This window comes from Pseudomonas sp. UBA5568, assembly GCF_002425525.1.
In the GTDB taxonomy this organism is placed as follows: Bacteria; Pseudomonadota; Gammaproteobacteria; order Pseudomonadales; family Pseudomonadaceae; genus Aquipseudomonas; species Aquipseudomonas fulva.
In genome coordinates this window covers 82,045-108,569 of record NZ_DIMK01000003.1, presented here as the reverse complement: position 1 = coordinate 108,569, position 26,525 = coordinate 82,045, and the positions used below count along the sequence as shown (strand labels likewise).

Annotated in this window: 28 protein-coding genes; 5 read left to right on the top strand and 23 right to left on the bottom strand. The window is 61.1% G+C overall.

From position 1 onward, the window contains the following. Positions 1-283 precede the first annotated feature (283 nt). Entirely contained in the window at positions 284-1,675 is a 1,392-nt protein-coding gene (locus B2S33_RS02350; RefSeq protein ID WP_280077846.1) for a sensor histidine kinase, read from the bottom strand. Then, positions 1,653-2,333: a response regulator transcription factor gene (locus tag B2S33_RS02345; RefSeq protein ID WP_027916476.1), complete on the bottom strand. Its 681-nt coding sequence runs from the start codon at positions 2,331-2,333 to the stop codon at positions 1,653-1,655. The genes B2S33_RS02350 and B2S33_RS02345 overlap by 23 nt, the downstream gene beginning before the upstream one ends. 192 nt (positions 2,334-2,525) lie before the next feature. Between B2S33_RS02345 and B2S33_RS02340 the strand changes: the two genes are divergently transcribed. The 3 genes from B2S33_RS02340 to proP all read left to right on the top strand — a co-directional run bounded on the left by B2S33_RS02340 (position 2,526) and on the right by proP (position 6,229). Further along, positions 2,526-3,419, top strand: coding sequence for a PA4780 family RIO1-like protein kinase (locus B2S33_RS02340; RefSeq protein ID WP_027916475.1), 894 nt, complete (start codon positions 2,526-2,528; stop codon positions 3,417-3,419). 170 nt (positions 3,420-3,589) lie between these two features. Next, complete coding sequence (gene hemB, locus B2S33_RS02335) at positions 3,590-4,564, top strand: porphobilinogen synthase (RefSeq protein WP_027916474.1); 975 nt, start codon at positions 3,590-3,592, stop codon at positions 4,562-4,564. Between the two features lie 162 nt (positions 4,565-4,726). Continuing rightward, entirely contained in the window at positions 4,727-6,229 is a 1,503-nt protein-coding gene (proP, locus tag B2S33_RS02330) for a glycine betaine/L-proline transporter ProP (RefSeq protein ID WP_027916473.1), read from the top strand. Here the strand turns inward: proP and B2S33_RS02325 are convergent, their stop codons facing one another. From B2S33_RS02325 to nspC, 7 genes are all read right to left on the bottom strand, one after another. Then, the gene (locus tag B2S33_RS02325) at positions 6,230-6,931 is read right to left on the bottom strand and encodes a YoaK family protein (RefSeq protein ID WP_027916472.1); all 702 of its coding nucleotides are present in this window, start codon (positions 6,929-6,931) and stop codon (positions 6,230-6,232) included. It lies immediately after the preceding gene. Between the two features lie 15 nt (positions 6,932-6,946). Continuing rightward, positions 6,947-7,570 carry a riboflavin synthase gene (locus B2S33_RS02320; protein WP_027916471.1) on the bottom strand — a complete coding sequence of 208 codons (624 nt, stop codon included), beginning with the start codon at positions 7,568-7,570 and terminating at the stop codon, positions 6,947-6,949. A 76-nt stretch (positions 7,571-7,646) separates the two neighbouring features. Then, a complete protein-coding gene (gene treS, locus B2S33_RS02315; protein WP_132579161.1) occupies positions 7,647-9,713 on the bottom strand; it encodes a maltose alpha-D-glucosyltransferase in 2,067 nt (688 codons plus the stop codon). A gap of 110 nt (positions 9,714-9,823) precedes the next feature. Further along, on the bottom strand, positions 9,824-10,672 hold the full coding sequence (locus B2S33_RS02310; RefSeq protein WP_027916469.1) for a TIGR03915 family putative DNA repair protein: 849 nt from the start codon (positions 10,670-10,672) through the stop codon (positions 9,824-9,826). Then, positions 10,663-11,883, bottom strand: a complete 1,221-nt coding sequence (locus B2S33_RS02305) for a putative DNA modification/repair radical SAM protein (protein ID WP_023533877.1) — start codon at positions 11,881-11,883, stop codon at positions 10,663-10,665. The genes B2S33_RS02310 and B2S33_RS02305 overlap by 10 nt, the downstream gene beginning before the upstream one ends. 217 nt (positions 11,884-12,100) lie before the next feature. Next, complete coding sequence (locus B2S33_RS02300) at positions 12,101-13,345, bottom strand: saccharopine dehydrogenase family protein (protein ID WP_049696073.1); 1,245 nt, start codon at positions 13,343-13,345, stop codon at positions 12,101-12,103. A 33-nt stretch (positions 13,346-13,378) separates the two neighbouring features. Continuing rightward, positions 13,379-14,476 carry a carboxynorspermidine decarboxylase gene (gene nspC / locus B2S33_RS02295; protein WP_027916467.1) on the bottom strand — a complete coding sequence of 366 codons (1,098 nt, stop codon included), beginning with the start codon at positions 14,474-14,476 and terminating at the stop codon, positions 13,379-13,381. A gap of 193 nt (positions 14,477-14,669) precedes the next feature. Here nspC and B2S33_RS02290 point away from each other — a divergent pair, with 193 nt between their 5' ends. Next, positions 14,670-14,879 (top strand): DUF2945 domain-containing protein, encoded by a 210-nt coding sequence (locus tag B2S33_RS02290; RefSeq protein ID WP_027916466.1) that lies wholly within the window; start codon positions 14,670-14,672, stop codon positions 14,877-14,879. 138 nt (positions 14,880-15,017) lie between these two features. Here the strand turns inward: B2S33_RS02290 and B2S33_RS02285 are convergent, their stop codons facing one another. From B2S33_RS02285 to yghU, 4 genes are all read right to left on the bottom strand, one after another. Then, a complete protein-coding gene (locus tag B2S33_RS02285; RefSeq protein ID WP_110607352.1) occupies positions 15,018-15,938 on the bottom strand; it encodes a pyridoxal-phosphate dependent enzyme in 921 nt (306 codons plus the stop codon). After that, entirely contained in the window at positions 15,935-16,639 is a 705-nt protein-coding gene (locus tag B2S33_RS02280) for a helix-turn-helix transcriptional regulator (RefSeq protein ID WP_414707690.1), read from the bottom strand. Before B2S33_RS02280 ends, B2S33_RS02285 begins: the two co-directional genes overlap by 4 nt. Before the next feature lie 51 nt (positions 16,640-16,690). Then, positions 16,691-18,394 carry an amidase gene (locus B2S33_RS02275; protein ID WP_288649725.1) on the bottom strand — a complete coding sequence of 568 codons (1,704 nt, stop codon included), beginning with the start codon at positions 18,392-18,394 and terminating at the stop codon, positions 16,691-16,693. Positions 18,395-18,646: 252 nt separating this feature from the next. Continuing rightward, entirely contained in the window at positions 18,647-19,486 is an 840-nt protein-coding gene (gene yghU, locus B2S33_RS02270) for a glutathione-dependent disulfide-bond oxidoreductase (RefSeq protein WP_028687861.1), read from the bottom strand. Between the two features lie 189 nt (positions 19,487-19,675). On the opposite strand from yghU, the gene B2S33_RS02265 reads away from it, so the two are divergent. Beyond that, positions 19,676-20,719, top strand: a complete 1,044-nt coding sequence (locus tag B2S33_RS02265; RefSeq protein ID WP_242810435.1) for an alpha/beta hydrolase family protein — start codon at positions 19,676-19,678, stop codon at positions 20,717-20,719. On the opposite strand, the gene B2S33_RS02260 is transcribed toward B2S33_RS02265, so the two are convergent. The 10 genes from B2S33_RS02260 to B2S33_RS02215 form a co-directional block, all read right to left on the bottom strand. After that, the gene (locus B2S33_RS02260) at positions 20,701-22,287 is read right to left on the bottom strand and encodes an ABC-F family ATPase (RefSeq protein ID WP_288649722.1); all 1,587 of its coding nucleotides are present in this window, start codon (positions 22,285-22,287) and stop codon (positions 20,701-20,703) included. The genes B2S33_RS02265 and B2S33_RS02260 overlap by 19 nt on opposite strands. Before the next feature lie 20 nt (positions 22,288-22,307). Continuing rightward, positions 22,308-23,501 carry a site-specific integrase gene (locus B2S33_RS02255; protein WP_288649720.1) on the bottom strand — a complete coding sequence of 398 codons (1,194 nt, stop codon included), beginning with the start codon at positions 23,499-23,501 and terminating at the stop codon, positions 22,308-22,310. A 211-nt stretch (positions 23,502-23,712) separates the two neighbouring features. Continuing rightward, positions 23,713-24,210 carry a hypothetical protein gene (locus B2S33_RS02250; RefSeq protein WP_288649718.1) on the bottom strand — a complete coding sequence of 166 codons (498 nt, stop codon included), beginning with the start codon at positions 24,208-24,210 and terminating at the stop codon, positions 23,713-23,715. 56 nt (positions 24,211-24,266) lie between these two features. Next, complete coding sequence (locus tag B2S33_RS02245) at positions 24,267-24,452, bottom strand: hypothetical protein (protein ID WP_288649716.1); 186 nt, start codon at positions 24,450-24,452, stop codon at positions 24,267-24,269. After that, positions 24,449-24,784 carry a hypothetical protein gene (locus B2S33_RS02240; protein WP_288649714.1) on the bottom strand — a complete coding sequence of 112 codons (336 nt, stop codon included), beginning with the start codon at positions 24,782-24,784 and terminating at the stop codon, positions 24,449-24,451. Before B2S33_RS02240 ends, B2S33_RS02245 begins: the two co-directional genes overlap by 4 nt. Beyond that, a complete protein-coding gene (locus B2S33_RS02235) occupies positions 24,781-25,152 on the bottom strand; it encodes a phage protein NinX family protein (RefSeq protein ID WP_288649712.1) in 372 nt (123 codons plus the stop codon). The genes B2S33_RS02240 and B2S33_RS02235 overlap by 4 nt, the downstream gene beginning before the upstream one ends. Before the next feature lie 187 nt (positions 25,153-25,339). Next, positions 25,340-25,606, bottom strand: coding sequence for a hypothetical protein (locus B2S33_RS02230; RefSeq protein ID WP_288649709.1), 267 nt, complete (start codon positions 25,604-25,606; stop codon positions 25,340-25,342). Further along, positions 25,603-25,857, bottom strand: a complete 255-nt coding sequence (locus tag B2S33_RS02225) for a hypothetical protein (RefSeq protein ID WP_288649707.1) — start codon at positions 25,855-25,857, stop codon at positions 25,603-25,605. The genes B2S33_RS02230 and B2S33_RS02225 overlap by 4 nt, the downstream gene beginning before the upstream one ends. Then, the gene (locus B2S33_RS02220) at positions 25,854-26,147 is read right to left on the bottom strand and encodes a hypothetical protein (protein WP_288649705.1); all 294 of its coding nucleotides are present in this window, start codon (positions 26,145-26,147) and stop codon (positions 25,854-25,856) included. The genes B2S33_RS02225 and B2S33_RS02220 overlap by 4 nt, the downstream gene beginning before the upstream one ends. Then, a complete protein-coding gene (locus B2S33_RS02215) occupies positions 26,122-26,508 on the bottom strand; it encodes an HNH endonuclease (protein WP_288649703.1) in 387 nt (128 codons plus the stop codon). Before B2S33_RS02215 ends, B2S33_RS02220 begins: the two co-directional genes overlap by 26 nt. Between the last annotated feature and the right edge of the window lie 17 nt (positions 26,509-26,525).

The window sequence follows — 26,525 nt, the reverse complement described above, 5'->3', positions numbered from 1 at the left end:
GATCAAGATCAAGATCAACAGTAAACCGTTAAACTCTCCTTAGTGGAGCCATCTGGGTACGCGTAATGGTTATATTCAGAACAGTGGTCACGATATCTGCTGGGTATCTAGCAACTTGTAGGAGCGGCCTAGTGCCGCGATGGGCCGCAAAGCGGCCCTAAAAGACTCAAACACGAAATAGGAACTTTTGGATTTACTGCGCGGGTCCCCGCGCCGGTCCAGCGCCCCCTACAAGCCCGCTCCATGCCCGCACCATCGCAACGATTGCCAGCCCTGCACCGGCTTACTTAACCAAGCCCGCAAGAGGACAATGCAACACCAGCTTCGCCCCTCCCAGCCGACTTTCACCGATCTCCAAACCAAACCCATGCAAGTCCACGATCGCCGCCACGATGGACAGACCCAAGCCGAAGCCCACATGCCGATGCCCCTCGTCGCTGCGATAGAACCGCTTGAGCACCGCAGTACGCTCCTGTTCCGCAATGCCAGGTCCCGTGTCTTCCACAGCCAAGTGCACGCCCGTGTCATCTTGGGAGGCTGCGATCTGTACCTGTCCTCCTTCAGGCGTAAACTTGATGGCGTTGCCCACCAGGTTGGCCAGCGCCTCGAACAACAGCTCGCGGTCGCCATGCAGCGCTGCCAGCTGCCCTGGTTGATGCAAGGTCAATTGGATGCCACCGTCCTCCGCCAATGGCAGGTAGAAATCGTGAAGTTCCACCAACAGGTCATGTGGGTCCAGCTGCGTGAACCCTGCACGACGCTGGCGATCTTCCAATTCGCTGATCCGCAACAGCCCGCGAAAACGGGCCATTAGCGTATCGGTTTCACCAATGGCTTGGTCCAGCGCCTCCGCCTGGGCGGTATCGGCATCGCTTTGCTGGCGTATGCGGTACAGCTGCGCGCGCAGCCGCGTCAGCGGCGTACGCAGGTCGTGGGCGATGTTATCGCACACACCCTTGACCTCGTGCATCAGGCGCTCGATGCGGTCGAGCATGGCGTTGACGATGGCAGCCAGCATGTCCAACTCATCGCGCCGTGCCGACAGCGGCAAGCGATGGGTCAGGTCGCCCGCCACGATCAGTTCGGCCTGGGCCTGTACCGCACGGATGCGCTTGAGCGGCCTGCGCCTGAGCAGGTACCAACCTGCAAAACCCGGGATCAGCGTCAACGAGATGCCCCACAGCAAGGCGTCGAGGATGATACGTGTGACGACGAACAACGAGCCGTTGTCCCGGAACAACACCAACCAACGGCCATCCTGCACCTTGATCGCCACCGCATCGCAGCTATGGCGCGGCATGTTCGGATCGTCGGCATTCAGGCAGCGCTTGAGCTCGTGAATCTTGCCGTCCAGTGCCAGCTCAGGGGGCAGGGCACGCACACTGCCGCCCAACGGGTTGAGTTGCGCGTCGAACAGGCCATAGGCATCGAAACTGCGTTCTTCGAACGCCTGGCTGGCGATCAGAGCGTCGTCCAGTTGCTTGCCGCTCATGTGCGCGAACAGGTGTTGGCGCTGCAGCATCGAATGCCGGGTGAGTTTGTTCAGGTAGCTGGAAACCTCGAAGTACAGCACCCCCATGAGGATGCTGCTCCAGGCCACGAACAGAAAACTGTAAAGCGCCAGCAGCCGGCTCGTGGACGAACTCCAGCCCTTAGACGGGTTCAGCAATGGCATAACCGGAGCCCCGTACGGTACGGATCAACGGCGACTGGCCAGGCAGGTCGATCTTCTTGCGCAGGCGGCCGATGTGCACGTCAATGAGGTTGGTGCCTGGATCGAAGTGATACCCCCAGACTTCCTCGAAGATCATCATCCGCGTGATGACCTGACCGCTGTGACGCATCAGGTATTCGAGCAGTTTGTACTCGGTGGGGAGCAAATTGAGCGTGTGCTCGCCGCGCCGGGCTTCATGGGTGATGAGGTCCAGCTCCAGGTCGGCCACCTGCAGCTTAGTCTGCGTCATGGGCACACTGTTGCGGCGCAGCAAGACTTCGACGCGCGCTGCCATCTCGTCCGAGGCGAACGGCTTGGTCAAGTAGTCGTCGCCGCCTGCACGCAGGCCCCGCACCCGTTCATCCACGTCCGACAGTGCGCTGATCATCAGAATGGGCGTGGCTATCTTGAGATTGCGTAGGGTGGTGACGATGGTCAGCCCGTCCACCTCCGGCAACATGCGATCAAGGGTGATCAGGTCATAACCGCCGGCGATGGCCTTGGCCAGGCCCTCGCGGCCATTGTCGGCCCAGTCAACGTCCAAGCCATGGCTGTTGAGTTCAGCGACGATTTCCTGACCGGTGACGGCGTCGTCTTCGATGGTGAGTACGCGAGGCATGCGGGTTCCCGGGCATCCAGATGAAAGCCTGATTGTGCCAAAGAACGGCCAGCAGGCGATTTAAGAATAATTCATCTGGCGCCTGTTGCATTGCTTTGCTTGTTTATCGGCTTGCGTGGCACATGGGCAAGCAAGTACGACTCGGCTGTGAGAGGATAGGCCGCATCACAGCCAGGACCCGAACACAGCCTGATGAAGACACCCAAGAGAATCGAACCCCTGATTGAGGACGGCCTGGTCGACGAGGTACTGAGGCCGTTGATGAGTGGCAAGGAGGCCGCCGTGTACGTGGTGCGCTGTGGCAACCAGGTACGCTGCGCCAAAGTGTACAAGGAAGCCAACAAGCGCAGCTTCCGCCAGGCGGCCGAGTATCAGGAAGGGCGCAAGGTGCGAAACAGCCGTCAGGCCCGGGCCATGGCCAAGGGTAGCAAGTACGGGCGCAAGGAGGCCGAGGATGCCTGGCAGAACGCCGAGGTGGCCGCGCTCTTCCGGCTGGCCGGGGCAGGCGTCAGGGTACCCAAGCCCTACGACTTCCAGGATGGCGTGCTGCTCATGGAGCTGGTGACCGATGCCGATGGCAATGCTGCGCCCCGGCTGAACGATGTTTACCTCGAGGCGGACCAGGCGCGGGACTATCACCGGTTCGTGATCAGCCAGATCGTACTGATGCTCTGCTCGGGGCTCGTCCATGGCGACCTCTCGGAGTTCAACGTACTGCTGGGCCCGGACGGGCCGGTGATCATCGACTTGCCTCAGGCAGTGGACGCTGCGGCCAACAACCATGCGTTCAGCATGCTGCAGCGCGATGTGTCGAACATGGCGCACTATTTCGGACGCTTTGCACCTGAGCTGAAAGCCACCCGTTATGCGCAGGAAATGTGGGCCCTGTACGAAGCCGGCGAATTGCGTCCCGACAGTCCGCTCACGGGGTTGTTCGCTGAAGATGAGCAGGCAGCGGACGTGGCGGGGATCATGCGCGAGATCGATGCCGCCCGGCTGGACGATGCCCGCCGCCGTGAAGCGCGAGCCGAGGCCGAGCAGGCGCAACCCCAGGCTCAGGAGCCACCGCCGCCCTGGCTGCGTTGACACATCCAACCTGCCGGTGCGGGCGAACGCCATACATCAGGCTGCGCTGGCCAGGTTTTGGCCCGCGCGACGGTCATTGCCTTTGACGCAAGACAATATCTCGTCATTTGGCCTTTCCAGTGTCGCGGCTCGGGCTTAAGGTATACGCCGTTCATCTTTCTGGAGCTGTCATGTCCACTCTTTTCCCGTCCGTCCGTCCCCGCCGTCTGCGCAAGAGTCAAGCGCTGCGCAGCGTTTTTCAGGAGACCGAGTTCCGCCTCGATGATCTGATCTTGCCGATCTTCGTGGAGGAGGGTATCGATGACTTCGTGCCGATCAAGAGCATGCCTGGGGTCAATCGCATCCCCGAGAAGCTGTTGGCGCAGGAGATCGAGCGTTACGCCCGTGCTGGCATTCGTTCGGTGATGACCTTTGGGGTCTCCCACCATCTGGACGCCGTGGGCAGCGACACCTGGAATGAAAACGGCCTGGTCGCGCGCATGTCGCGGATCTGCAAGGATGCGGTGCCGGAAATGGTCGTGATGTCCGATACCTGCTTTTGCGAATATACCAGCCACGGCCACTGTGGCGTGCTGCATGACCACGGCGTGGACAACGACGCCACCTTGGCCAACCTCGGCAAGCAGGCCGTGATTGCCGCCGCGGCAGGTGCTGATTTCATCGCGCCCTCGGCGGCCATGGACGGGCAGGTCCAGGCAATTCGCAGTGCGCTGGACGGCGCAGGCTTCCATGACACGGCGATCATGGCCTACTCCACCAAGTTTGCCTCTTCCTTGTATGGGCCTTTCCGCGAAGCGGGCGGTACGGCGCTCAAGGGCGACCGCAAGAGCTACCAGATGAACCCCATGAATCGCCGCGAAGCGGTGCGCGAATCACTGCTCGACGAGCAGGAGGGCGCCGACGTACTCATGGTCAAGCCGGCGGGTGCCTATCTGGATGTGATTGCCGACATTCGTAACGCCTCGCGCCTGCCATTGGCGGCCTACCAAGTCAGTGGCGAGTACGCCATGATCAAGTTCGGTGGACTGGCTGGTGCCATCGATGAGGGCCGCGTCATGCGCGAGAGCATTGGGGCGATCAAGCGTGCGGGCGCCGACTTGATCCTGACCTACTTTGCCATGGACCTGGCGCTGGAAGGTATTTGAAAACGTGGTCATTGGGGCTGCGCAGCAGCCCCAATGACCCAGCGCCCCAAAAGCTCGCATCCCTCTTTAAGCCTGCGTTTCACAAAAAAACGCTAAGCGCTGAATTATTTAGTGTCCCTTTGTATCTGATCCCTTAGAGCAGTCACCGTCAGGGATAAATAAATGAAATCTCGCAAGAAAAGGGTTCAGCCGATTGGCCTGAAGGACATCACCATCGTCGATGACGCCAAGATGCGCAAGGCCATTACCGCCGCTGCGCTGGGCAATGCGATGGAGTGGTTCGACTTCGGCGTCTATGGCTTCGTCGCCTATGCCCTGGGCAAAGTGTTCTTCCCCAATGCCGACCCCAGCGTTCAAATGATTGCCGCGCTGGCCACTTTCTCCGTGCCGTTCCTGATCCGACCACTGGGTGGTTTGTTCTTCGGCGCGCTCGGCGACCGTTTCGGGCGACAGAAGATTCTCGCCGCCACCATCGTCATCATGTCCTTGAGCACATTCGCCATTGGCCTGATACCGTCCTATGCCAGTATCGGCATATGGGCGCCGATTCTGCTGTTGCTGGCCAAGATGGCCCAGGGCTTCTCGGTAGGGGGGGAGTACACCGGCGCTTCGATTTTCGTGGCCGAGTATGCGCCTGACCGCAAGCGTGGTTTCCTGGGCAGCTGGTTGGACTTCGGCTCCATCGCCGGCTTCGTACTGGGCGCCGGCGTGGTGGTGATGATCTCCACCGTATTGGGTGAGGAGAAATTCCTCGAGTGGGGCTGGCGCCTGCCGTTCTTCCTGGCCTTGCCACTGGGTATGATCGGCTTGTACCTGCGTCATGCGCTGGAGGAAACCCCAGCCTTCCAGCAGCATGTCGACAAACTGGAGCAAGGTGACCGTGAAGGCCTGGCTTCCGGGCCCAAGGTGTCGTTCAAGGAAGTGGCGACCAAGCACTGGCGTAGCCTGATCACCTGCATCGGCGTGGTGATCGCGACGAACGTCACGTACTACATGCTGCTGACGTACATGCCCAGCTACCTGTCCCACAACCTGCATTACAGCGAAGATCACGGTGTACTGATCATCATCGCGATCATGGTGGGCATGCTGTTCGTGCAGCCGATAATCGGCCTTCTGAGTGACAAGTTTGGCCGTCGGCCCTTCATCATTCTGGGCAGCGTCGGCCTGTTTGCGGCGGCGATTCCTGCCTTCATGCTGATCAACAGCGGCGTGCTGGGCTTGATCTTCGCAGGCCTGCTGCTGATGGCCGTGCTGCTCAACTTCTTCATCGGTGTGATGGCTTCGACCCTGCCAGCGATGTTCCCGACGCATATCCGCTACAGCGCCTTGGCCAGTGCTTTCAACATTTCGGTGCTGATTGCAGGCCTAACCCCGACCCTGGCCGCCTGGCTGGTGGAAAGCTCCGGCAACCTGTACATGCCGGCTTACTACCTGATGGTGATTGCCGTGATCGGTTTCATCACCGGCGTGACCATGAAGGAAACGGCCAACAAGCCGTTGCGTGGCGCGGCGCCAGCGGCCTCCGACATCGATGAGGCGCGCGAGCTGCTTCAGGAGCACCACGACAATATCGAGCAGAAAATCGAAGACATCGATACCCAGATTGCTGAACTGGAGGCCAAGCGCAAGCTGCTGGTGCAGCAGCATCCCCGTATCGACTGATCAGCGAGGCATGTAGCCTCGCTGCCAGGCACGAGGAATGAGCAGCGACACCAGGGTCAGCAGGCAGGTCAAGAGGCAACTGCCGACCATAGCCTGAAGACCCAGGTGTTTCTGCAACCAAGCGCCACAGGCGGCCCCCAGTAACATGCCCAGCCACGGCACCAGTTGCACCCGCCAGCCATGACGGCGAGCGCCCAGCATCCAGTGGCCCAGGCCACGACCAAAGCGCGAAAGGGCACCAGTAACGTAGGTCAGGCCAATCGGCAGACCGTTGACCTGTTCAACCACTGCATTGATCATCCCCATCGCCAATGTGGCGGCCAACAAAGGCACTGAGGTATTCGGCGCGGGCATCATCCCCGCAAACCCGAGCAGAACGGCTACCACCAGCAACACTGGCCAAGCACGGCGCCGGCATGAGTGTGCCAGCACCACACCCAGGGTATTGCCGGCCACGAAGCCCAACAGCGCACCTGCCAGGCGCAGTATCATCGGGCCATCGACGTCATTGATGGCGACGGCAAGGCGGGTGGTGTTGCCGCTCATGAACGATACGAAATCGCCCAAGGCCAACAGACCGATGGCATCGGTCATCCCTGCCAGTACCGACAGGCCGGCCACCAGCCCCAACCCTACGCGGCCTCGTAACCTGTGGACACGATGGCGCTTGGAGGTAGGTGTGGCCGTGGTGGCTGGCAGCATGTGCAGTCCTCGGGTCTACCGTTGCTCGCGGGCCAGGGTGTTACGAATGGTGCGCTCCACGACATCGACCAGCACCATGGTGTGGTGATCGACTTCGATATTGAGCAGGTCGCCTTTCTGATAACGGGTGAACGTGGTCTGGCGCAGGGTTTCTGGAATGAGGTTGATGGTGACCACGTTGTCGTCGATGTCGGCGACGGTAAGGCTGCAGCCATTGACGCCAATAAAGCCACGGGCAAAGACGTACTTGGCCCATTCGGGCGGCATGCGGAACTTGATGTATGCACCGGCGTTGGCGATGGAGATGTCGACGATGTCTGCAGTGGTGGCGATGTGGCCAGCCATGAGGTGGCCGCCCACCTCCGCATTCATTTTTGCCGAGCGCTCGATGTTTACCCCTTGGCCGGGCTGCAGGTTTCGCAGGTTGGTGCGTTCCAGCGTTGCCGTCATGGCGTCGAAGCGCACCTGCGTGCCTTCGATTTCGGTGACCGACAGGCAAGTGCCTTCAACGCTGACACTGGCACCGATCTTCAGATCGTCGAGCAGTGCCGGGGTGAGGTCGATGGTGAACTGGTTGTGGCCAGGGTGACGGGCGATATCAAGCAGAGGGCGGACGGCCTGGACGATGCCGGTGTACATTGCGTTGCTCCTGGGCACAGGTAAGTTGACTTGCGCAAACTATGCCCAGGCGCTTGCAAATGCAAGTCACAGCACCTCAGACGTGGCCACTGCTGTTGACGATGCGCAGGCATAGCGCTTCGTAAGGGTCCAGGTTGACCATCAACCGCCCGTCCTCGGTCAAATCGCCTTCGACCGTTTCGTTGATCATGTCCACCACAGGGCCTGGTGTGAAACCGGTCAGTTGCAGTTCTTCACTGATCTCGTCCTGGCTGAAGTTCAGGGCGGTTATCTGGGTACCGCGCCCTGCAGGCAGTTCGTGAACCATCACCAGCAGGCCAGGCGAAGTCACATCCGGCACCAGCAGTTGCCGGCTAGTGGCGATGCCATACGCCTGGCGAACCGCGAGCAGCTTCTTGACCTTACTGGCGAACGAGTCACTGCGCTCCAGTTGTTCATCAAGGCTGCCGTACAACGCGCGCGCACGCGGCATGCCCCGCACAGAGGTGTGCGCATCTGGGTCAAGACCTGCCAGGTCATAACCGCCGCGATGAATCCAGCGAGTGTCGCCGTCGGTCATTCGCTCAGCCACCGCTTCGCCCGGCAAGGGAAGGGCGCCTACCAGGTCCCAGCCGGATATGGCCACCACCCCAGGCTGCATGGCGTTGTACATCACCAGCAGCAAATGCAGCTTCTGTATCGATTCGACCTGCTCGGGGGTGATGTCGTCAAGCTCACGGATTCCCAGGGCGGCGGTGATCAAGCTGGCCGTGGTGCAGGAGATGCCATTGGTGACGAACCGCAGGTTGTAAGGTGCGTGTTCGCCGGACAGGCGCTCGTAGATCTCCTCGCGGATATGCTCGCGCAGGATGCTGCCTGGCAAGGTCTGGCCCTTGTACAGGTACATGTCATGCGCATGCAGTGTCCAGAAATGCACCAGCTCGACCGTCAACTCGTCATGGTTTTGCAAGGCATGGATCAGCGAGGCCGGGTCGATGCCGAAGGCGTGCATTTCCTTGAACATCAAGCGCAGGAATTCGGTGTCGCCGGTCAGCAGCGCGTGCTGATAGGCCGGTCGGGTAATGAAGTCGTAGGACAGGTCGGCACCGCCGCTGGACATCTGGGCGATGTCATCGAGGGTGAGGTTCAACTCCTGGAAGCTGAACCCTCCTGCCTTGCGGATCATGCCACCGATCAACTGGTTACCAACCAGCGACAAGGGATGGCTTTCCGACCAGGCGGTGCCGCTGGCCCGGGTTTCGACGCCAAGGAAACCGTTGGCATCCAGACGCAAGCCACGTGCGCCCAGGCAGTCCAGGGCGTGCAGGGCATCGCCGATGATCATCTGCTGCGCCGTGAACGTCGGGTCTAGCCAGTTCAGGGAGGGTTGACCGTCCTTGAAATAATGCAGGTAAACCCAGCGGCGGGTTTTGCCATCCACGCCCGTGATCGGCGCCGTGGCACTCCAGTCAGTCTCTTTGACGCCTGGCTCGAAGAAGATCACCCGTTGCAGCTGGCCGACGATATAGTGGCGGGCCTTGAGCTCGTCGCACTGAGCTGGGAGCAGGTTGACCGAATCGCGGCCCTCGGGCACGTCAGGTAGCAGCCCCCAGTCCTCTTCACGGATTTCGACCATGTGGTAGAGGCCAGGGTAGGGCGCCAGCGCCAGCTCGGCCAGACGGAAGTCGGCGCCTTTGCCAGTGTGCGAAGGGATCAGGTCATCGATGGTCACGGCATTGTGGGCAGCGGCCATGCGGCTCATCTGCACCAGTTCCTGCTCGGTACCGTAAAGCGGGTCGATGTCGAAGCTGATACGGTCGAAGTTGCCGTCTACACTCGGCGTAACCTCGCGTCCGCTGATGCCGCCGGAACGCTTGATCGGCCCGGTGTGCACCCCTTGAATACCAATGTCTGACAGACGCTTCCATAGCGCTTCATGGGCCAAGGCACCCAGCACTGAGCATCCATCCGGCGCGATGATCGCATCGGGGTAGACCGTGAGCCAGACGGAGGCGATTTCTGTCGCACGGCGCGGCTGTGCCTGGGCGTAGGGCTGTTGCCACAGGCGCGCTTGCCCGGAGTACAGGCTGGCCCGCTCCTGGGATGCCTTTAGCATGGAGCGTTCTTCAAGCCATTTGACGTATGACGGGTCGGGTTGGGTCATCTCGCGTCCTCTTTGCGTGTCGGCACCGGCTCAGGTTAAGACGGCAGGGCACGCGGAACGTTCGGCTCGAGACAGGGTTTGTCGCAGACGCTTTGGTTGCCTGCTGGCAGTCAACCTTCCCGGGAGGACTTGTTGATCTGCTTGCCAGCTTGGGCCGCTACTTCCACGGCCTGGCCGTCACGCTGCTTGCCTTGGCGCGCCAGGCCCTCCAGTTGAGGGATGAGCATCCCTTCTGGCAAATGGCGCCAGAACCGGCCAGGCATATGCAAGCGCAAGGCATTCGGATTCAGGCGGGCGGGGTTGAAGGTATGGCGGTAGTAGGTACGCCACAACTCGGCGCCAGGGTCTTCTGCGTGCTGCGCCCATTGCTGCCAGAGCTCCGGGCAGCGGCGTTGATAGTCGAAATGGCGGCCGTCATAGCGGATGCCATCGCGCGGCGTTGCGATCAGCCACCGCAGCCGTCCCAGTCTGTCGGCAAAATGGGGGCTGGCGCTTTGCAGAATGTCGTGAGCAGGTTCGTGAAAAGCGACCAGGTCCAATTGCAAGTGCTCGACCAGCGCTTCAGGTAGCGGCACGAACCGCAAGAACGCATGCAGATGATGGGCTTCACGGCTGACTTGCTTGATGCGTCGATGCAGCTCGCTGCCCAGCCGATCACCGGCCAGCATCGCCGTGCGGTCGCCGTGGGCGACCCGCCACAGCACGTCGTACAACAGGTTCCACCGCTGCTCGCCGTGATAGCGTGCCGCTTCTTCCAGTTGACCGAGCAAGGCCGCTGGCACCTTTGCCCGAAACGGGCCCGTACCCGCCGGCAGCGTGGTGGTGTCCGCCAGCATGTCGGTCATGGGCCCCTGCGACCAGGTGACTTGCGATGGATCGATGCCATGGCTCAGCAAGGACCTGGCTTGCTCACGCCAGATCCCGAACAGGTCATCGCAATCGAGCGCAATCACCCCCAGAGCCCCATTTGAACCGGTGCCTGTGGCTCGCGCAGGCGGGCACGCAGCAGGCTGCTGCGTAGGTCGGCCTGGGCTGGGCGGTAATCGCTGGTCACGATAAAGGGCCGCGCCTTGTCGAGCACGCAGCGCAGCTGAATCAGGTCGTCATAGCGGATACGCCGCTCGCGACGCAAGGCGACCAGGCGCTGCACACTGCGCAGGCCTATCCCTGGAATGCGAGCGAGGAGCGCGGGCTCTGCGCGGTTCACATCCAGCGGGAACACTTCGCGATTGGCCAGTGCCCATGCCAGCTTGGGATCGATATCCAACGCCAGGTTGCCGGTCTGGCCCAACAGCTCGCCGGCTTTATAACCGTATCCACGCAAGAGGAAATCGGCCTGGTACAAGCGGTGTTCACGCAGCAGAGGCGGGGCGGCCAGTGGCACGCTGCCCGGGCTGTCGGGGATAGGGCTGAAGGCTGAGTAGTAGACGCGTTTGAGGCCGTACCCCTGGTACAGCGATTCGGCATTGCGCAGCAATGTGCTGTCGTCGGTACTGTCGGCCCCGACAATAACCTGGGTGCTTTGGCCGGCAGGGGTAAAGCGCGGAGCGCGAGGCTCGTTGGCCACCGCTTGCTGCCCCTGATGAATCACGCCCATGGCTTGACGAATGGTCGACGCTTGTTTTTCCGGTGCCAGGCGCTTGAGGCTGTCGTCGGTGGGCAGCTCGATGTTGACGCTCAAGCGATCGGCCAGGCGGCCTGCTTCTTCGATCAACAGCGGATCGGCGTCCGGAATGGTCTTGAGGTGGATATAGCCACGGAAGTTATGTTCTTCGCGCAGCAATCGCGCCACTCTGATCAGCTGCTCCATGGTGTAGTCGGCAGAGCGAATGATGCCCGAGCTCAGGAACAGGCCACTGATGCAGTTGCGCCGGTAGAAGTCCAAGGTCAGGCGTACCACTTCTTCGGGGCTGAACCGTGCGCGAGGCACATTGCTCGAACGTCGGTTGACGCAATACTGGCAGTCGTACAGGCAAAAGTTGGTAAGCAGAATTTTCAGCAGAGACACGCAGCGACCATCGGGTGTATAGCTGTGGCAAATGCCCATGCCGTTGGTAGCGCCCAAACCATTGCCACCACGCGAGCTGCGTTTTGGCGCACCACTACTGGCGCACGATGCATCGTATTTGGCGGCATCGGCAAGAATGCCCAGTTTGGCGATCAGTTGCATGACTCTTACCTGTCGTACTGAGTATTCATACAGTATTGAGGGCCAGGGTCAATTGCAAGGGTTGAACGCCGCGCGGCGGGGTATCCGAGCAAATTCGTGGGTTATCCGATGAATGGTTGGACAGCGGACGGCTGAGGGATTTAAGTGGTTAACAAAGATTCAGTGTGGGCTGATCGATAACGGAAGAGGGCGCCTCAACGGCGCCCTCTGGGGTGAATCAGGCTTCAGCGTCCCACGGACGGTCACCTTTTTCATCCTTCACCCGGGTTGGCAAGCCCATCATGTCCAGCGCCTTGAGGAACGGCTCGGCGGGCAGCTCCTCGACGTTGACCATGCGCTTGGCATCCCACTCGCCGCGGGCGACCAGCAAGGCAGCGGCGACCGGTGGCACGCCCGCAGTGTAGGAAATGCCCTGGCTGTCCGTTTCAGCGTACGCCTCTTCGTGGTCGGCCACGTTGTAGATGAACACTTCACGGGGCTGCCCGTCCTTGGTGCCTTTGACCAGGTCACCGATGCAGGTCTTGCCGGTGTAGCCGGGCGCCAGGGACGCAGGATCAGGCAGCACGGCCTTGACCACTTTAAGCGGTACCACTTCCAGGCCTTCTGCGGTCTTGACTGGCTGCTCGCTGAGCAGGCCCAGGTTTTTCAGGACCGTGAATACATTGATGTAATGCTCGCCGAAACTCATCCAGAATCGGACGTTGGGTACGTTCAGGTTCTTGGAGATGGAGTGCACTTCATCGTGACCGGTGAGGTACAGGTTTTGCGAACCCACCACGGGCAGGTCATCGGTACGCTTGACTTCGAACATGGTGTTGCTGGTCCACTGGCTGTTCTGCCAGCTCCACACCTGCCCGGTGAACTCGCGGAAATTGATTTCCGGGTCGAAGTTGGTGGCAAAGTACTTGCCATGCGAGCCTGCATTGACGTCGAGAATGTCGATCGAATCAATGTGGTCGAAATACTGCTGCTGCGCCAGTTTGGCGTAGCTGTTGACCACACCCGGGTCGAAACCGACGCCGAGAATGGCCGTGATGTTCTTGGCCTGGCACTCTTCGAGGTGTTTCCACTCGTAGTTTCCGTACCATGGCGGGGTTTCACAGATCTTGCCCGGCTCCTCGTGGATAGCGGTATCCAGGTAGGCGACGCCGGTATCGATGCACGCACGCAGCACCGACATGTTCAGGAACGCGGAGCCGACATTGATCACGATTTGCGATTCGGTCTCGCGGATCAATGCTTTGGTTGCCTCGACGTCGAGGGCATTGAGCGAAAAGGCCTGAATGTCGGCGGGTACCTTGAGGCTACCCTTGGCCTTGACGCTGTCGATGATGGCCTGGCATTTGGAGATGTTCCGTGACGCGATGGCAATACGACCCAGTTCGTCGTTATGCTGCGCGCACTTGTGGGCCACCACCTTGGCGACACCTCCTGCACCAATGATAAGAACGTTCTTCTTCAATTTACCTGTTGCTCCTTACAGACGAGGCCTGTCTTACGACAGGCTGGAAACGTAGTCTTCGAAACCGAACTCGCGTACCACCTCGACGCTGCCGTCGAGTTGCTTGACCACGATGGATGGCATCTTCAAACCGTTGAACCAGTTTTTCTTGACCATGGTGTAACCCGCAGCATCCACGAAGGACAGGCGGTCGCCGATCGCCAGCGGGCGTTCGAACTGGTATTCACCGAAAATATCGCCGGCCAGGCAAGACTTGCCGCATACCATGTAGGTGTGCTCGCCGTCGTTGGGCGCCATCTTGGCGTTGAGGCGGTAGATCAGCAGGTCGAGCATGTGCGCTTCGATCGAGCTGTCGACCACGGCCAGGTGCTTACCGTTGTACAGCGTGTCCAGCACAGTCACTTCCAGCGAAGCGCTCTGGGTGATCGCGGCTTCACCTGGCTCCAGGTAGACCTGCACGCCATAGGTCTGCGAGAACGCCTTCAGGCGCGCGCAGAAATCGTCCAGTGCATAGCCTTCGCCGGTGAAGTGGATGCCGCCGCCCAGGCTTACCCATTTCACTTTGTGCAGCAGGTGGCCGAAACGTTCCTCGATACGGGACAGCATCTGATCGAACAAGGCGAAGTCGCCGTTCTCGCAGTTGTTGTGGAACATGAAGCCTGATACCTGATCGATCACGGTCTCGATCTTGGCCGGGTCCCATTCCCCCAGGCGGCTGAACGGGCGCGCCGGGTCGGCCAGCTGATAGTCCGAGCTGCTGACCTGGGGGTTGACGCGCAAACCCCGGACCTTGCCTTCGGACTGCTCGGCGAAGCGTTGCAGCTGGCCAATGGAGTTGAAGATGATCTTGTCGCAGTTCTCGAGCATCTCCTGGACCTCGTCGTCGGCCCACGCCACGCTATAGGCGTGGGTTTCACCGGCGAACTTCTGGCGGCCGAGCTTGAGCTCGTACAGCGAAGACGACGTGGTACCGTCCATGTACTGCTGCATCAGGTCGAACACCGACCAAGTGGCGAAGCACTTGAGCGCCAGTAGCGCTTTGGCACCCGAGTGTTCGCGCACATAGGCGATCTTCTGCATGTTGCTCAGCAGCTTGGTCTTGTCGATGAGGTAGTACGGCGTATTGATCATTTAGAGGCCCTCGGCAAGGCCGGCCAAAAAAAGGACACGCATTGTGCCTTCACTCGCCGCAGATCGAAAGGGTGCAATTGCATTTCGTCCGGGCAGCGTTGCCGTGACTGAATCTTTTTGCGTTCGGCGTGCTCAGTAGAACAACGACAGATGACACTCTCAATCTTCCCACGCAGGGTGCAAGGAGAAATCGATGAGCAATGCCTTCAAGAAAGGTGACAAGGTGCACTGGAACTCAGAGGCCGGCGTCATACATGGCACCGTCGAGAAAGTGCATACCCAGGATGTCGAATTCATGGGGCGTCAGCGCCATTGCTCAAAGGAGGAGCCACAGTACGAGGTCAAGAGCGACAAGACCGGGCACATGGCCATGCACAAAGAGCAGGCATTGAAGAAGGGCTGAGAACACAGGTTATTGCGTTGGTGCTCAGTTGCCCGTGTGTATCACGGGCTTTTTTATGAGCCGTTTCGTCAGGTGCACTTTGCAGCCTGTGACGCAAGGAGCGGGTTCAGGGCCGCTCCCCGCACCCGCAGGCTGGTTTCATGCCTCGAGCGCTGCCCGCCACGCCTGGATCTGCGCCAAGGTTGCCGTGGCGCCCCCGCACACGACCACCAGTACATTGCGGTAGCTTGCCAGTGCGCCGGCGTCATACCCCACCGCCAAAGCGGCGCCGCAGGCCGGCTCGACCAGCAGACGGTGATCCAGCAAAAAGCGCTCGCACGCCTCCAGGGCCTGCCGGTCACTGACCAGCAGGCTTTGCACGGGATGTTCCTGGGTGCAGAGAAACGCGTGTTCGGCTACCTGTTTCGCGCCCAGCGTGGTGGCAATCGTATCCAGCCGCTCCAACGTCACCAATTCGCCGGCTTCGATGGCGGCATGCAGGGAGGCTGCGCCCTGGGTTTCCACGGCCAGGACCGGCACATCGGCCCAACCATTGCGCTGTAGCCCCTGCACGACGCCGCTCAGCAAACCGCCGCCGCCCACGGAAAGCACGACGGCATCGGGCTTGATGCCGGCTTCTGCCACCTCGTCGACCAGGCTGGCATGGCCTTCCCACAGCAGCGGATCGTCGAACGGGTGAATGAACGCGGCATCGTCGCCCATCAGGCTCAGCGCCAACGCATTGGCCTCCTGCCAGGACTGCCCGTGGACGATGACCTCCGCGTCTTCAAGGCGCAGCAATTGCTGGGCGCGCGCGGTGGTGGTCTCGGGCACGACAACGGTCACGGGAAGGCCGAGCTTGCGCCCGACATAGGCGACGGCGAGCCCGGCATTGCCGCCTGACGACGACACGAACCGTTTAGCGCCGCGGCCGTGGTGGAACTCACAGGCGTGGGCGACGCCGCGCAGCTTGAAGGAGCCGCAGGGCTGCAATGCCTCGAGCTTGAGCCAGACTGTGCAATCGGCAGCCAGCGACAATGGGCGTGATTCGATAAGGGGGGTAGGGATGTGCAAGGTCACTGGGAGGCTCCGCGCAAATGTTCGAGGTAGTTGTAGACGGTGTACCGGGTCACGCCGAGGGCGTTGGCCGCTTTCTCGACGCCGCCCTTGACGATGAACAGCCCGCGTTCCTGCATCACGCGCACCGCTTCGATCTTGGCTTGCCTGGTCATGCGGCCTTGGCCGGTGCCATGCAGGGCCGCCTGGATGATCTCGGTCATCAGCGCCTCCATGTCGGCGGGCTCCGCCAGCGCGGGCGCGGTGCCCATGGGCGCGAAGCTTTGTAAAAAGCCCATGGCAGCCTCCAGGCCCGTGACATCGGTGTTGATGCACAGGCTGGCGAAGGGGTGGCCAGCGCTGTCGCGAAAGATCGCGGTAGCGCTGCGCAGCGTGCGGCCCTTGATGGCGGTCGGGTAGTCGGGCAGTACGACAGGCCCGCAGCCTTGCTGATCAGCCGCGGCCTTGAGCAACGCTTTCAGGCCTTGATCCTGCTCCGGTACAGCCAGGATAGGGCTTCCCACCTGCCGGCCTGAGAGGTGGCCATTGACGATGGCAACGACGGACCGTTCGGGATGGTCCAGGTCGTGAAGCAGGATTTCGGTGTTTTGTGTGACAACGCTGCCCAAGGCCTCAATGGAGGCTTTGAGCACGCTCAAGGTCAAGCGGCGTTCATCTTCGGGTAAGAGGGCCATGCGAACTCTTCCAATCAACAGTTTGTGCATATTTACACATAACGTTGATTTTCGCGAGATGCCTGGCGCTCTGTTGTGCCGTCAGCCCAAGGGCGGGGTGCGGGGTGGAATCATCCGCCGTGAACCGGTGGCTTCGAACGCTGCGGCAAAGCTCAACAGTGCAGTGTCACTGTAGGCCCGCCCCGCGAAGGTCAGGCCTACCGGCATACCGATGTCGCTCATCACGCCCATGGGCACGGTGACCGTGGGCACGCCCAGGTGGCGTATGGCCAGGTTCCCGTTGGCCACCCACACGCCATTGCTCCAGGCAATGTCGGCCGATGTCGGGTTCACATCGGCGTCGGCCGGCCCGACGTCGGCCACGGTGGGGAACAACACGGCATCGAGCCCAAGCGCTTGCATCCAGTCTTCCAGGTCGATCTTGCGAGTCTGTTCAAGGCCACGCAGACCGTCAGGCAGGGTCTCGATCTGATCCCAGGTCTTCAGGCCGCGCTTGGCCATGTTGACGTACTCATCCATGCCGGCGGCCAGATCATCCTCACGGTTGGGCAGGGTGCCAGGGTCGTGTGGGAAAATTCGTGGACCGTCCACATCCGCCAGCCGGTTGAGATTCGGGTCGTCATTGGCGCGCAGGAAGTCGTCGAACGCCCAGCCGGAGAGCTCCCACAGCTCATCGTGCAGGAATGCCTTGCTGACGATGCCCCGGTTGTAGACGGTCGGCGCGCCCGGCCGGTCGCCTTCACAGTTGGAGACCAGCGGGAAGTCGACTTCCACAACCTGGGCACCGGCCTTTTCCAGGGCTTGGCGAGCTTGCTGCCACAGCGTCATGACGCTTGCCCGCGTCTGGATGCGCTGGCCGGTAGGGCCGCCAATGCCCGGTTTTTCCGACGTGCCCGCGTGCTCGTCGGCGTTGATGTACATGCGCGGTACGCCGAATCGCTTGCCTTGCAGGGCGGCGGTGCCTGCTGCCAGGTCCAGGTAGCTGGTCGGGCGGACCTGCGAGGGTTTCGGGATCGAGACCCAGGGCTGCAGCCGCCATAGGTCACCCCGGGTATCGGGATCATCGGCCACGACCACGTCGAGAATTTCCAGCAGGTCATGCATGGTGCGGGCGAACGGCACGACCACATCCATCGTCGGCGTGAGGGGCCAGTTACCCCTGACCGAAATGATCCCGCGTGAAGGGGTGTAGGCGCACAGCCCGTTGTTCGACGCAGGGCCTCGGCCGCTGGACCAGGTTTCCTCGGCCAGGCCGAAGGCGCAGAAGCTCGCAGCTGTCGCGGTACCGGCACCGTTAGAGGAGCCCGAAGCGAAGGGCGCGGTCAGGTACGCCGCATTGTAGGGGCTCTCGGCGCGACCATAGACGCCGCGCTGCATGCCACCGTTGGCCATGGGCGGCATGTTGGTCTTGCCCAGGCAGATGGCCCCGGCTCCGCGCAGCCGTTCGATGGTGAAGGCGTCGCGCTGGGCTATCAGGTGCTTGAAGGCTGGGCTACCGGACGCTGCGGTCAGGCCTTTTACCAAATAGCTGTCCTTGGCGGTGTAGGGTATGCCGTCCAAGGGCCCGAGCACCTCGCCACGGGCCCGGCGGGCGTCCGAGGCCTCGGCTTCGGCAAGTGCATCGGGATTGCGCACTACCACGGCGTTGAGGGCGGTGTCGGTGCCGGCGCCATCGTAGGCGTCCATGCGGGCCAGGTAGGCCTTGACCAGTTCGACCGCCGTCGTGCGGCCCGCCTCGAGCGCGCTGCGCAACTCGGCGATGGAAACCTCGGTTACCTCGATCATGCGTTCACCAGAAAATGCAGGTTGAGCTAATGCGATAATGCTGTTCATCTGAGATCGTTGGGACCGCGATGGGCCGCGCAGCGGCCCTAAGTGAACAGCATTAGGCTAATGCGGGGAGTGTACAAGAAGGTTAAAGGGTACGCAGGTGTGCGCAGGAGCAAACGGGTGCGTGCAAGGGGGCATTGAATGGGGGCACCTCATTGACACCTGGGCGGCCCCGCCAGCAGGGCCGCCCGAGGATCAGCAGGCCGTTCAGTCCAGATCCGCTGCCGAATGCCGCTCCGGTACCTGGCTGGCTTCATCACCCCAGGTCCGGTTCACGCGCGTGCCGCGTTGCACGGCGGGACGTGCAGCGATCGCCTGGGCCCAGCGCTGAACGTTGGGGTATTCGTGAACTGCGAGAAACTCTGCAGCGTTGTAGAGGTTGCCCAGCACAAGCTGGCCGTACCATGACCACACCGCTATATCGGCGATGCTGTAATGACCGCCGGCAAGGTAGGTGGTTTGGCCCAAACGGCGGTCGAGCACGTCCAGCTGCCGCTTGGCTTCCATGGTGAAGCGATTGATCGCGTACTCGATTTTTTCCGGCGCATACACGTAGAAATGCCCAAACCCACCACCCAAGTACGGCGCCGCGCCCATTTGCCAGAACAGCCAGTTCAGGGCTTCGGTGCGTTCGGCTGCAGTTTGCGGGAGCAGGGCATCGAACTTCTCGGCCAGGTACAGCAGGATGGACCCCGATTCGAATACCCGCACCGGCGGCTCGACGCTGCGGTCAACCAATGCGGGAATCTTGGAGTTTGGATTGACCTGCACGAAGCCGCTGGAGAACTGGTCACCTTCGCCGATACGGATCAGCCAGGCATCGTATTCAGCGCCGGCATGGCCGAGTTCCAGCAGCTCTTCCAGGGCGATAGTGACCTTGACGCCATTGGGTGTAGCCAAGGAATAAAGCTGCAGCGGTTGCTCGCCCACTGGCAGGTCCTTGTCATGGGTAGGCCCGGCGACCGGCCGGTTGATACTGGCGAAGTGGCCACCAGAGGCCGCTTCGTTGCGCCATACCTTCGGGGGTTGGTAAGCGGGTGTGCTCATGCTCGGCTCTCCACGATTGCGAATGATCGACGACGTCTGATTGACCTGCCTATATGCCACGGGTTCGATGGCGGGCACAAACACAAAACGGATCAGCCCTGGCGTGGCCGATGTTTCATCGGTTTTTCATTTTTGACGCAAGGGCAGCGATTAAGCTCAACCTATCCAGCGGCCATGCGCAGAGCCCCCATGATCCTTCCTCGTTGCTTGCTGGCACTGGCCATGGTCGTTGGCTCGATGGGCGCAGCCAATGCTTCGCCCTGGGTAGCCGGCTTGCATCACATGATGCTGACCGACCCGGTAGACAGCCGACCCATGCAAGCCTTGGCGTTCTATCCTGCCAAGGGGCATGCTCGGGCCAGCCACATCGACGGTTACGCGCTGGAGGTGGCTGAAGAGGTGCCTGTGGCCCAGGGGCGTTTTCCGTTGCTCGTGCTTTCGCATGGCAACACCGGTAGCCCCCTGGCCTTGCACTATCTGGCAACGTCACTGGCCAGGCAAGGGTATGTGGTGGTCGCTGTGGTCCACCCAGGCGACAATGCCCGCGACCCCAGCCGGTTGGGCACCCTGAGCAATCTGTACGGTCGGCCACTGCAAGTCAGCGCCGCCATCACCGCTGCGCGCAGCGATGCGCTGCTTGGGCCTCGGCTGAACGGTGGGAAAGTCGGATTGATCGGTTATTCGGCCGGCGGCGAAACCGCCTTGATCCTGGCCGGCGCGCGCCCTGACCTTGACCGCCTGCGTGCATATTGCCTTGAGCGACCCGATGATCACGACGCCTGCAAAACCCACGGTGTGTTGATTGCCGACCGCAGCGAACTGTCACCCCAGGCAGATTCCCGCGTCGGGGCGGTGATGCTGATGGCGCCGCTGAGCCTGCTGTTCGGACGCCACGCCTTGGTCGATGTGCACCTACCGGTGCTCATCTACAGTGGCGACAAGGACCAGCTCGTCGCCGTCGATCGCAACGCCCAAGCCCTGGCCCGCAAGTTGCCCGTCACACCTGACTACCGCCTGCTGGCAGGCGCCGGTCATTTCGTGTTCATGGCGCGCTGTGACGCCGAGCAGGCCTTGCGCATGCCGGCGCTGTGCAAGGATGCCGAGGGGGTGGACCGCCGGCACATCCATCGTTCGCTGCAACGCGAGACGGCTGCGTTCTTCGAGCAGACGCTCGAGGCCCCGCAGCCTGAAAAGCGCTCAGTGAATACGCTGAATCAAGCCACCACGCCCTGACTGCGCAGGTATTCGTCGTAGGTGCCGCTGAAGTCCACCACGCCATCGGCTGACAGCTCGATGATGCGGGTCGCAAGCGAGGAGACGAATTCGCGGTCGTGGCTGACGAAGAGCAGGGTGCCTGGGTAGTTTTCCAGCGCCAGGTTCAACGCTTCGATCGATTCCATGTCCAGGTGGTTGGTCGGCTCGTCCATCACCAGCACGTTGGGCTTTTGCAGAATCAGCTTGCCGAACAGCATGCGGCCCTGTTCGCCACCGGAGATGACCTTGACCGACTTGAGGATCTCATCGTTGGAGAACAGCATGCGCCCCAACGTGCCGCGGATCACCTGCTCACCCGATGTCCACTGGCCCATCCAGTCGAACAGGGTCATGTCGTCTTCGAAATCATAGGCGTGGTCCTGGGCGTAGTAGCCCACTTCCGCGCTGTCGGTCCATTTGACTTCGCCCTTGTCCGGGGTCATCTCGCCTACGAGCGTACGCAGCAAGGTGGTCTTGCCGATGCCGTTGGGCCCGATGATCGCGACGCGCTCTCCGGCTTCGACGGTGAAACCGAGGTCCTTGAACAGCACCTTGTCGTCGAAGGCCTTGGCCATTTTCTCGACCGTCACAGCCTGGCGGTGCAGTTTCTTGGTCTGCTCGAAGCGGATGAACGGGCTGACCCGGCTCGACGGCTTGACCTCGGCCAGCTGGATCTTGTCGATCTGCTTGGCCCGCGAGGTGGCTTGCTTGGCCTTGGAGGCGTTGGCCGAGAAGCGGCTGACGAAGGTTTGCAGTTCAGCGATCTGGGCTTTCTTCTTGGCGTTGTCCGACAGCAGCTGCTCGCGGGCCTGGGTGGCGGCGGTCATGTACTCGTCGTAGTTGCCGGGGAACAGGCGCAGCTCACCGTAGTCCAGGTCAGCCATGTGGGTGCACACGCTGTTGAGGAAGTGGCGGTCGTGGGAAATGATCACCATGGTGCTGTTACGCGCGGTGAGCACGGTTTCCAGCCAGCGGATGGTGTTGATGTCCAGGTGGTTGGTCGGCTCGTCGAGCAGCAGTACGTCCGGGTCCGAGAACAGTGCCTGGGCCAGCAGCACACGCAGCTTCCAGCCCGGCGCTACTTCGCTCATTGGGCCGAAATGCTGCTCCAGCGGAATGCCCAGGCCCAGCAGCAATTCGCCTGCGCGCGACTCGGCGGTGTAGCCGTCCATTTCGGCGAACTCGGTTTCCAGCTCGGCGACAGCCATGCCGTCTTCTTCGGACATTTCAGGCAGCGAATAGATACGATCACGCTCGGCCTTGACCTTCCAGAGATGGCCGTGGCCCATGATCACGGTATCGATCACGGTGAATTCTTCGTAGGCGAACTGGTCCTGGCGCAGCTTGCCCAGGCGCGTATTGGGCTCGAGCATCACTTGGCCGCCAGAAGGCTCCAGGTCGCCGCCCAGGATCTTCATGAAGGTCGACTTGCCGCAGCCATTGGCGCCGATCAGGCCATAGCGGTTGCCATTGTTGAATTTGACCGAAACGTTTTCGAACAGCGGCTTGGAGCCGAATTGCATGGTGATATTAGCGGTGGAGATCAAGGAGCTTACCTATCAATAACTTACGTGGCTTCATCGCAGCTACGGACCAATTTCGGACCAATCTGGAGCTTTTCCAGCTCCTGCCAGTCATTGGACGAGTTAATCCAACGTGCATAAGTCGATAAGAGCATCTGCACGCTATGCCCGAGCTGTTGGGCGATAAATGCGGGGTTGAGACCGGACATTAAGCATATTGTCGCATAGGTATGGCGGCAGTTATACGGTGGGCGATATCGGATCCCCAAACCCTTCAGGATCGGGCGCCATTGGTGGTGGAGGTCCGATGTCTGCTTGACGTACTCGCCGTTCTTCCCTGGTGGAAAGACGAACGGCGATTCATTGAACTGCCCCTTGCCCTGCTTGCGGCGCTCTGCATACTGCTTCGCGAACGCCAAGGCATGCAGCGCTCTGTCGTTGAGCAGAACAAACCGATCACGGCCGGTTTTAGTCCTCTCTTCCACAACGCCCAGCGCGACTGTCCGTCGGACGTGAGCGGTTTTCTTTATCGAGTCCACCGCATCCCAGCGTAGTGCCAAGCCCTCAGAGAGACGAAGCCCCGTGAAGAACATGAACTCGAAGAATGCTGCGTAGATCTGGCTGGGCCAGTGCGCGTGCTTGTATAGCTCAGCGATGATCAAATTGGCCTCGTCGAGAGTGAACGGATCGACTTCCTTCCTTGAGCGCGCTGGAAGTTGGATCGCTTCGGCGGGATTCCTGGTGATCAGCCCGTCCAGCACAGCTGAGCGGAGGATTGTCGACAGCTTCACCATGGCATTGCGTTTAACGGATGCCGATGTCCAGGTGATCGAGGTGACGATCCGCCTAAGAAGCGTGGGCGTGATCAGATCTATACGTACCAAGGCGAGGTGGGGCACCCAATACAGATTCAAGGTGCCTTTGTAGTTGAGCCTCGTGCCCGCCGCGATCTCCCGGCTGTCCAACCACAATTGCGCGTACTCGCCGAACGTTGGTACGCCACCCACGACAGCGCCGGAGCTAGGAAAGAGTTCCGCGTACTTGTCATGGTCGAGTAGGTTGAGTTTTATCAGGCTGTTTACTTTATCTCGAAGCTGGGATGCAGCCTTGATGCCTTTTTGTGTCGCGGGATAGGGAAGGGTCTCACTCCTGCGAGCACCTTCCCACATGAACCTGAGCCGGAGCGAGCCGTAGTGGACGTCGATGCCAGGGGGTAAATCCATTGGCTTTCCAGCCATTCGTCATACCTCTTTATGCTGTAGACAATTCGGCCGCTGTGCTTCATCCATACGCCCTCGGGGATAGATCCCCGTAGTCGCCGGCCTTCGAGAGCGCGCTTCGTGCAGCCGAGCAAATCGGCCATTTTCTGTTCGGTAACTTTGTCGACGTCACCAGTGCTGGCGGTTTCCATGGGTGGTCTCCACGCCGCCGGCGGCGGCAGGTTGTTAGTCAGACGAGTATTTGCTCGAGCACGGCGTCGGCGACTTTTAGTGCAGCCTGGGCGTCCCTTACGTAAGCCGGATCGAAGCCGCCCGCGTAATGGATCACTCGCTGGCAAGCATCCAGCTCTTTGCGCACCAGGCGCAGCGCCTGCACCACTTCCTCCTGCAGTGCACCTTCGGCGCGACCGATATCCCAAAACTCCTGACCCCAGTGGCCATCTGGTGGGGGGTTGTTGTTCTGCTTGCCGAAAGCCATGGCGCCGATGATGGCGTCACAGAGCAGTCGCTTGTAGATGTTCTCGCCATCCAGACCCAACCCCCCGCGCCGCCGTAGGGTGCTCACGACCTCGTCTACGTTAAGGCCGCTGTCCTTGAGCACGATGTCGAGCTCAGGCTTTTCAGGGGTGTAGATGACCAGAGCCAACTTGGCTTCTGGCCAGAGATCGGCCGCCAGGCGCTCTAGGCAGTCATTCGCGGTGTGGTGGAATCGTTGAGTTGCGGACATAGGAAATCCTCGCACGCGCGTATCGGCGGGCTTAAGTAGTAGTGAAGGGGGTTCGGTTAAAGCAGGTGGGCGCCGGCCTCGAGCAAGGCGTCGCGGTCTTCGCGCGCCTTATTCAGCTCGGTTGCCAGGCGCTGGATGCCGCGATGCAGGTACTGTGCGATGGTCTCGCCGCCGCGCAGGTCGCTGGGCTTGACGCCTTTCAGAATGGCCTCAAGCTCGTTCACGCTGAATTGCTCGATCATGGCTTCCACCTCTTGCCCACGCGGAACACCATCATCATGTTGTGATGGAGTGGCACCTTCAGGACGTGGTCGAAGAACTCGCCCTTTCCAGAGATGAATCCGGTGGGCACCTTGGTCCGCCCTGCGCCGAATTCACGCCAGCACTCTTCACCGCCGTTCTCTTCCCAGTAGGCGCGCTCGCGCTTTGGAATCTCATCGTAGGTTTTTTCGAACATGGAGATATCCGGGATATCGCAGATCCGGCGCCATGCGGGGTTGCGTTTGCACCATTCAGCAGCATGCTGAGAGGCTTGATCGACAGAGTAGAATTGCTTTGTGCTTTGTTCGGTCATGGCATCAGCTCCTTGGGCACCTGGACGGTATCGCCGAGCTTGGCGTCGACTATGGCCAGACATATCGCTGCGGTCGGGCTATCGCAAAAGGCAGTCCATGCATCGCCCAGCGCGCTCCACTTCTCGGATTGAAAGTCCAGGCAGATATGGTGCTTGGCCAGCAGCGGCCCGCCCAGCGCCCATGCCTCCCAGGGGTTGTAACGCTCGCAGCGCTCGGTCGCCTCACCCCGGTAGATGGTAAACACGCGCCAGCCGTTGCCGTACTGGGGCGGCTCGAGGTGTAGAGCCAGGCCTTCGGCCATACCCACCGCCCAGCCTAGGGCCTCGTCTGCCAGGTCCGCCGTCTTCACTTCGATCAGGTCGGTCATGGGCGGCGCTCCATTTGACGCTGGCGATATGTCGACGGCCTCTCGATGGCCCACCAGCCAGCGCTGCGCGATATGGCGAAATACCAGTGGCCTTGAGCGTCTGTTTTGTACCAGCCCGCCATGAATTTGTGGGTGCTGGGTGCCCATGCCTCTGCATCGGCAGGCGCGACTTTCCAATTCGTAGTCGTCACAGCTCATACCTCTCATCAATCCAGCGCCCAGGCGCCAGAGCGGGTGTAGGTTCCGGTTGGGTTTCGTGCGGGGAGAGCTGGCGCTCGTTGCCGGCCTGCAGCTGGCTGTCGGGGATGCAGCTGATGCCGCTGGGGGAGCTGAAGCCGTACAGCCAGCAGGTCGCGCCCCGCTCATCGTCATGGAACACGTGCACTCCGTGCGGTAACGGCGCTGCGCTGGCGCCGGTGGCCAGCAGCAGGAGGCAGAGGGCGAGGCGGGTCATGATGGTTCGTTTCCTTCACGCATGGCGCGCAGCTTGTCGCGCTTGATGATTTCGGTGCACTCCTGCAACCCGTGGCAGCATTGATCTGGCATGCCTTCTTTGAAGGTGTAACAACAGTCCGCGCAAACCCATGGGCATTCGCCGCGGGCAGCGCGATCAGTCCAGTCGCGCGTAGCCTGGTCCAGCGCGCTGATGTACTCCGGCAGTTTGTTTGCGGGCATCTCCGTTACAGCAATTTCGAAGTCGCTCATATGCTTACCTCGCCGCTGTAGCGCTCGTGGCCTTCGCCGTACTCATGGCAATAGGTCGCAGGCCAGCATCCCCGAGTGCCTTCGGGCACGATGTTGTACATGCGGTCGTAGGTGCCGTGGCCCGGGGTTGTCTTGATCCAGACATGCTCAGGGCCACCAAGGCACCAGCCAGGGTGATCGGCAACTGCAGCCTTCATGAACTCTTCCAGGTTGTGGTGACCCTTGCTCATGCAGATGTAGGTGTCCTCGCCAACGCTACGCACATCAAGCGGATAGGTTTTGGATGGCATCGCTCTGCACCTTTTCGAAGTGGAAGACGACCTCGGCGCCGGTCTCGGCTATCAAGCCGTAGGCCTTGGCCAGGCGGTAGATGGGGTGGTACTGGTTGAGGCTGTTGACGTGGCCGGCCAGCCAGCGCCGCCAGTCCTCCAACTGCATGCGGGACTTACTCAGGTTGCAGGGCACGCAGGCCGGCATCATGTTGGCCACGTTGTGGTTCTGCAGCTGCTCGGCCACGCGCTCATCGGGCAACCGGATCACCGGGTCGAAGTGATCGGCGTGCCAGCGCTCGCCCAGGACGTTGCCGCAATAGGAGCAGCGGCCGCCGTACTTCAGACGGACCTGCTCGCGCTCAGCTTTCTTCAGGCGCACGGATGCTCCTTGGCCGC

Excerpts from the sequence above, each read along its gene's own strand:
- B2S33_RS02325 (WP_027916472.1), bottom strand. The coding sequence starts at position 6,931 with ATGCTGCCAGCCACCACGGCCACACCTACCTCCAAGCGCCATCGTGTC.
- B2S33_RS02255 (WP_288649720.1), bottom strand. The coding sequence starts at position 23,501 with ATGGCTGGAAAGCCAATGGATTTACCCCCTGGCATCGACGTCCACTAC.
- B2S33_RS02225 (WP_288649707.1), bottom strand. The coding sequence starts at position 25,857 with ATGAGCGACTTCGAAATTGCTGTAACGGAGATGCCCGCAAACAAACTG.
- B2S33_RS02220 (WP_288649705.1), bottom strand. The coding sequence starts at position 26,147 with ATGCCATCCAAAACCTATCCGCTTGATGTGCGTAGCGTTGGCGAGGAC.
- B2S33_RS02345 (WP_027916476.1), bottom strand. The coding sequence starts at position 2,333 with ATGCCTCGCGTACTCACCATCGAAGACGACGCCGTCACCGGTCAGGAA.
- B2S33_RS02235 (WP_288649712.1), bottom strand. The coding sequence starts at position 25,152 with ATGACCGACCTGATCGAAGTGAAGACGGCGGACCTGGCAGACGAGGCC.
- B2S33_RS02245 (WP_288649716.1), bottom strand. The coding sequence starts at position 24,452 with ATGATCGAGCAATTCAGCGTGAACGAGCTTGAGGCCATTCTGAAAGGC.
- treS (WP_132579161.1), bottom strand. The coding sequence starts at position 9,713 with ATGACCCAACCCGACCCGTCATACGTCAAATGGCTTGAAGAACGCTCC.
- B2S33_RS02250 (WP_288649718.1), bottom strand. The coding sequence starts at position 24,210 with ATGTCCGCAACTCAACGATTCCACCACACCGCGAATGACTGCCTAGAG.
- B2S33_RS02275 (WP_288649725.1), bottom strand. The coding sequence starts at position 18,394 with ATGATCGAGGTAACCGAGGTTTCCATCGCCGAGTTGCGCAGCGCGCTC.
- B2S33_RS02240 (WP_288649714.1), bottom strand. The coding sequence starts at position 24,784 with ATGACCGAACAAAGCACAAAGCAATTCTACTCTGTCGATCAAGCCTCT.
- proP (WP_027916473.1), top strand. The coding sequence starts at position 4,727 with ATGAAATCTCGCAAGAAAAGGGTTCAGCCGATTGGCCTGAAGGACATC.
- B2S33_RS02320 (WP_027916471.1), bottom strand. The coding sequence starts at position 7,570 with ATGTACACCGGCATCGTCCAGGCCGTCCGCCCTCTGCTTGATATCGCC.
- hemB (WP_027916474.1), top strand. The coding sequence starts at position 3,590 with ATGTCCACTCTTTTCCCGTCCGTCCGTCCCCGCCGTCTGCGCAAGAGT.
- B2S33_RS02350 (WP_280077846.1), bottom strand. The coding sequence starts at position 1,675 with ATGCCATTGCTGAACCCGTCTAAGGGCTGGAGTTCGTCCACGAGCCGG.
- B2S33_RS02265 (WP_242810435.1), top strand. The coding sequence starts at position 19,676 with ATGATCCTTCCTCGTTGCTTGCTGGCACTGGCCATGGTCGTTGGCTCG.
- B2S33_RS02290 (WP_027916466.1), top strand. The coding sequence starts at position 14,670 with ATGAGCAATGCCTTCAAGAAAGGTGACAAGGTGCACTGGAACTCAGAG.
- nspC (WP_027916467.1), bottom strand. The coding sequence starts at position 14,476 with ATGATCAATACGCCGTACTACCTCATCGACAAGACCAAGCTGCTGAGC.
- B2S33_RS02340 (WP_027916475.1), top strand. The coding sequence starts at position 2,526 with ATGAAGACACCCAAGAGAATCGAACCCCTGATTGAGGACGGCCTGGTC.
- B2S33_RS02280 (WP_414707690.1), bottom strand. The coding sequence starts at position 16,639 with ATGCACAAACTGTTGATTGGAAGAGTTCGCATGGCCCTCTTACCCGAA.
- B2S33_RS02305 (WP_023533877.1), bottom strand. The coding sequence starts at position 11,883 with ATGCAACTGATCGCCAAACTGGGCATTCTTGCCGATGCCGCCAAATAC.
- B2S33_RS02230 (WP_288649709.1), bottom strand. The coding sequence starts at position 25,606 with ATGACCCGCCTCGCCCTCTGCCTCCTGCTGCTGGCCACCGGCGCCAGC.
- yghU (WP_028687861.1), bottom strand. The coding sequence starts at position 19,486 with ATGAGCACACCCGCTTACCAACCCCCGAAGGTATGGCGCAACGAAGCG.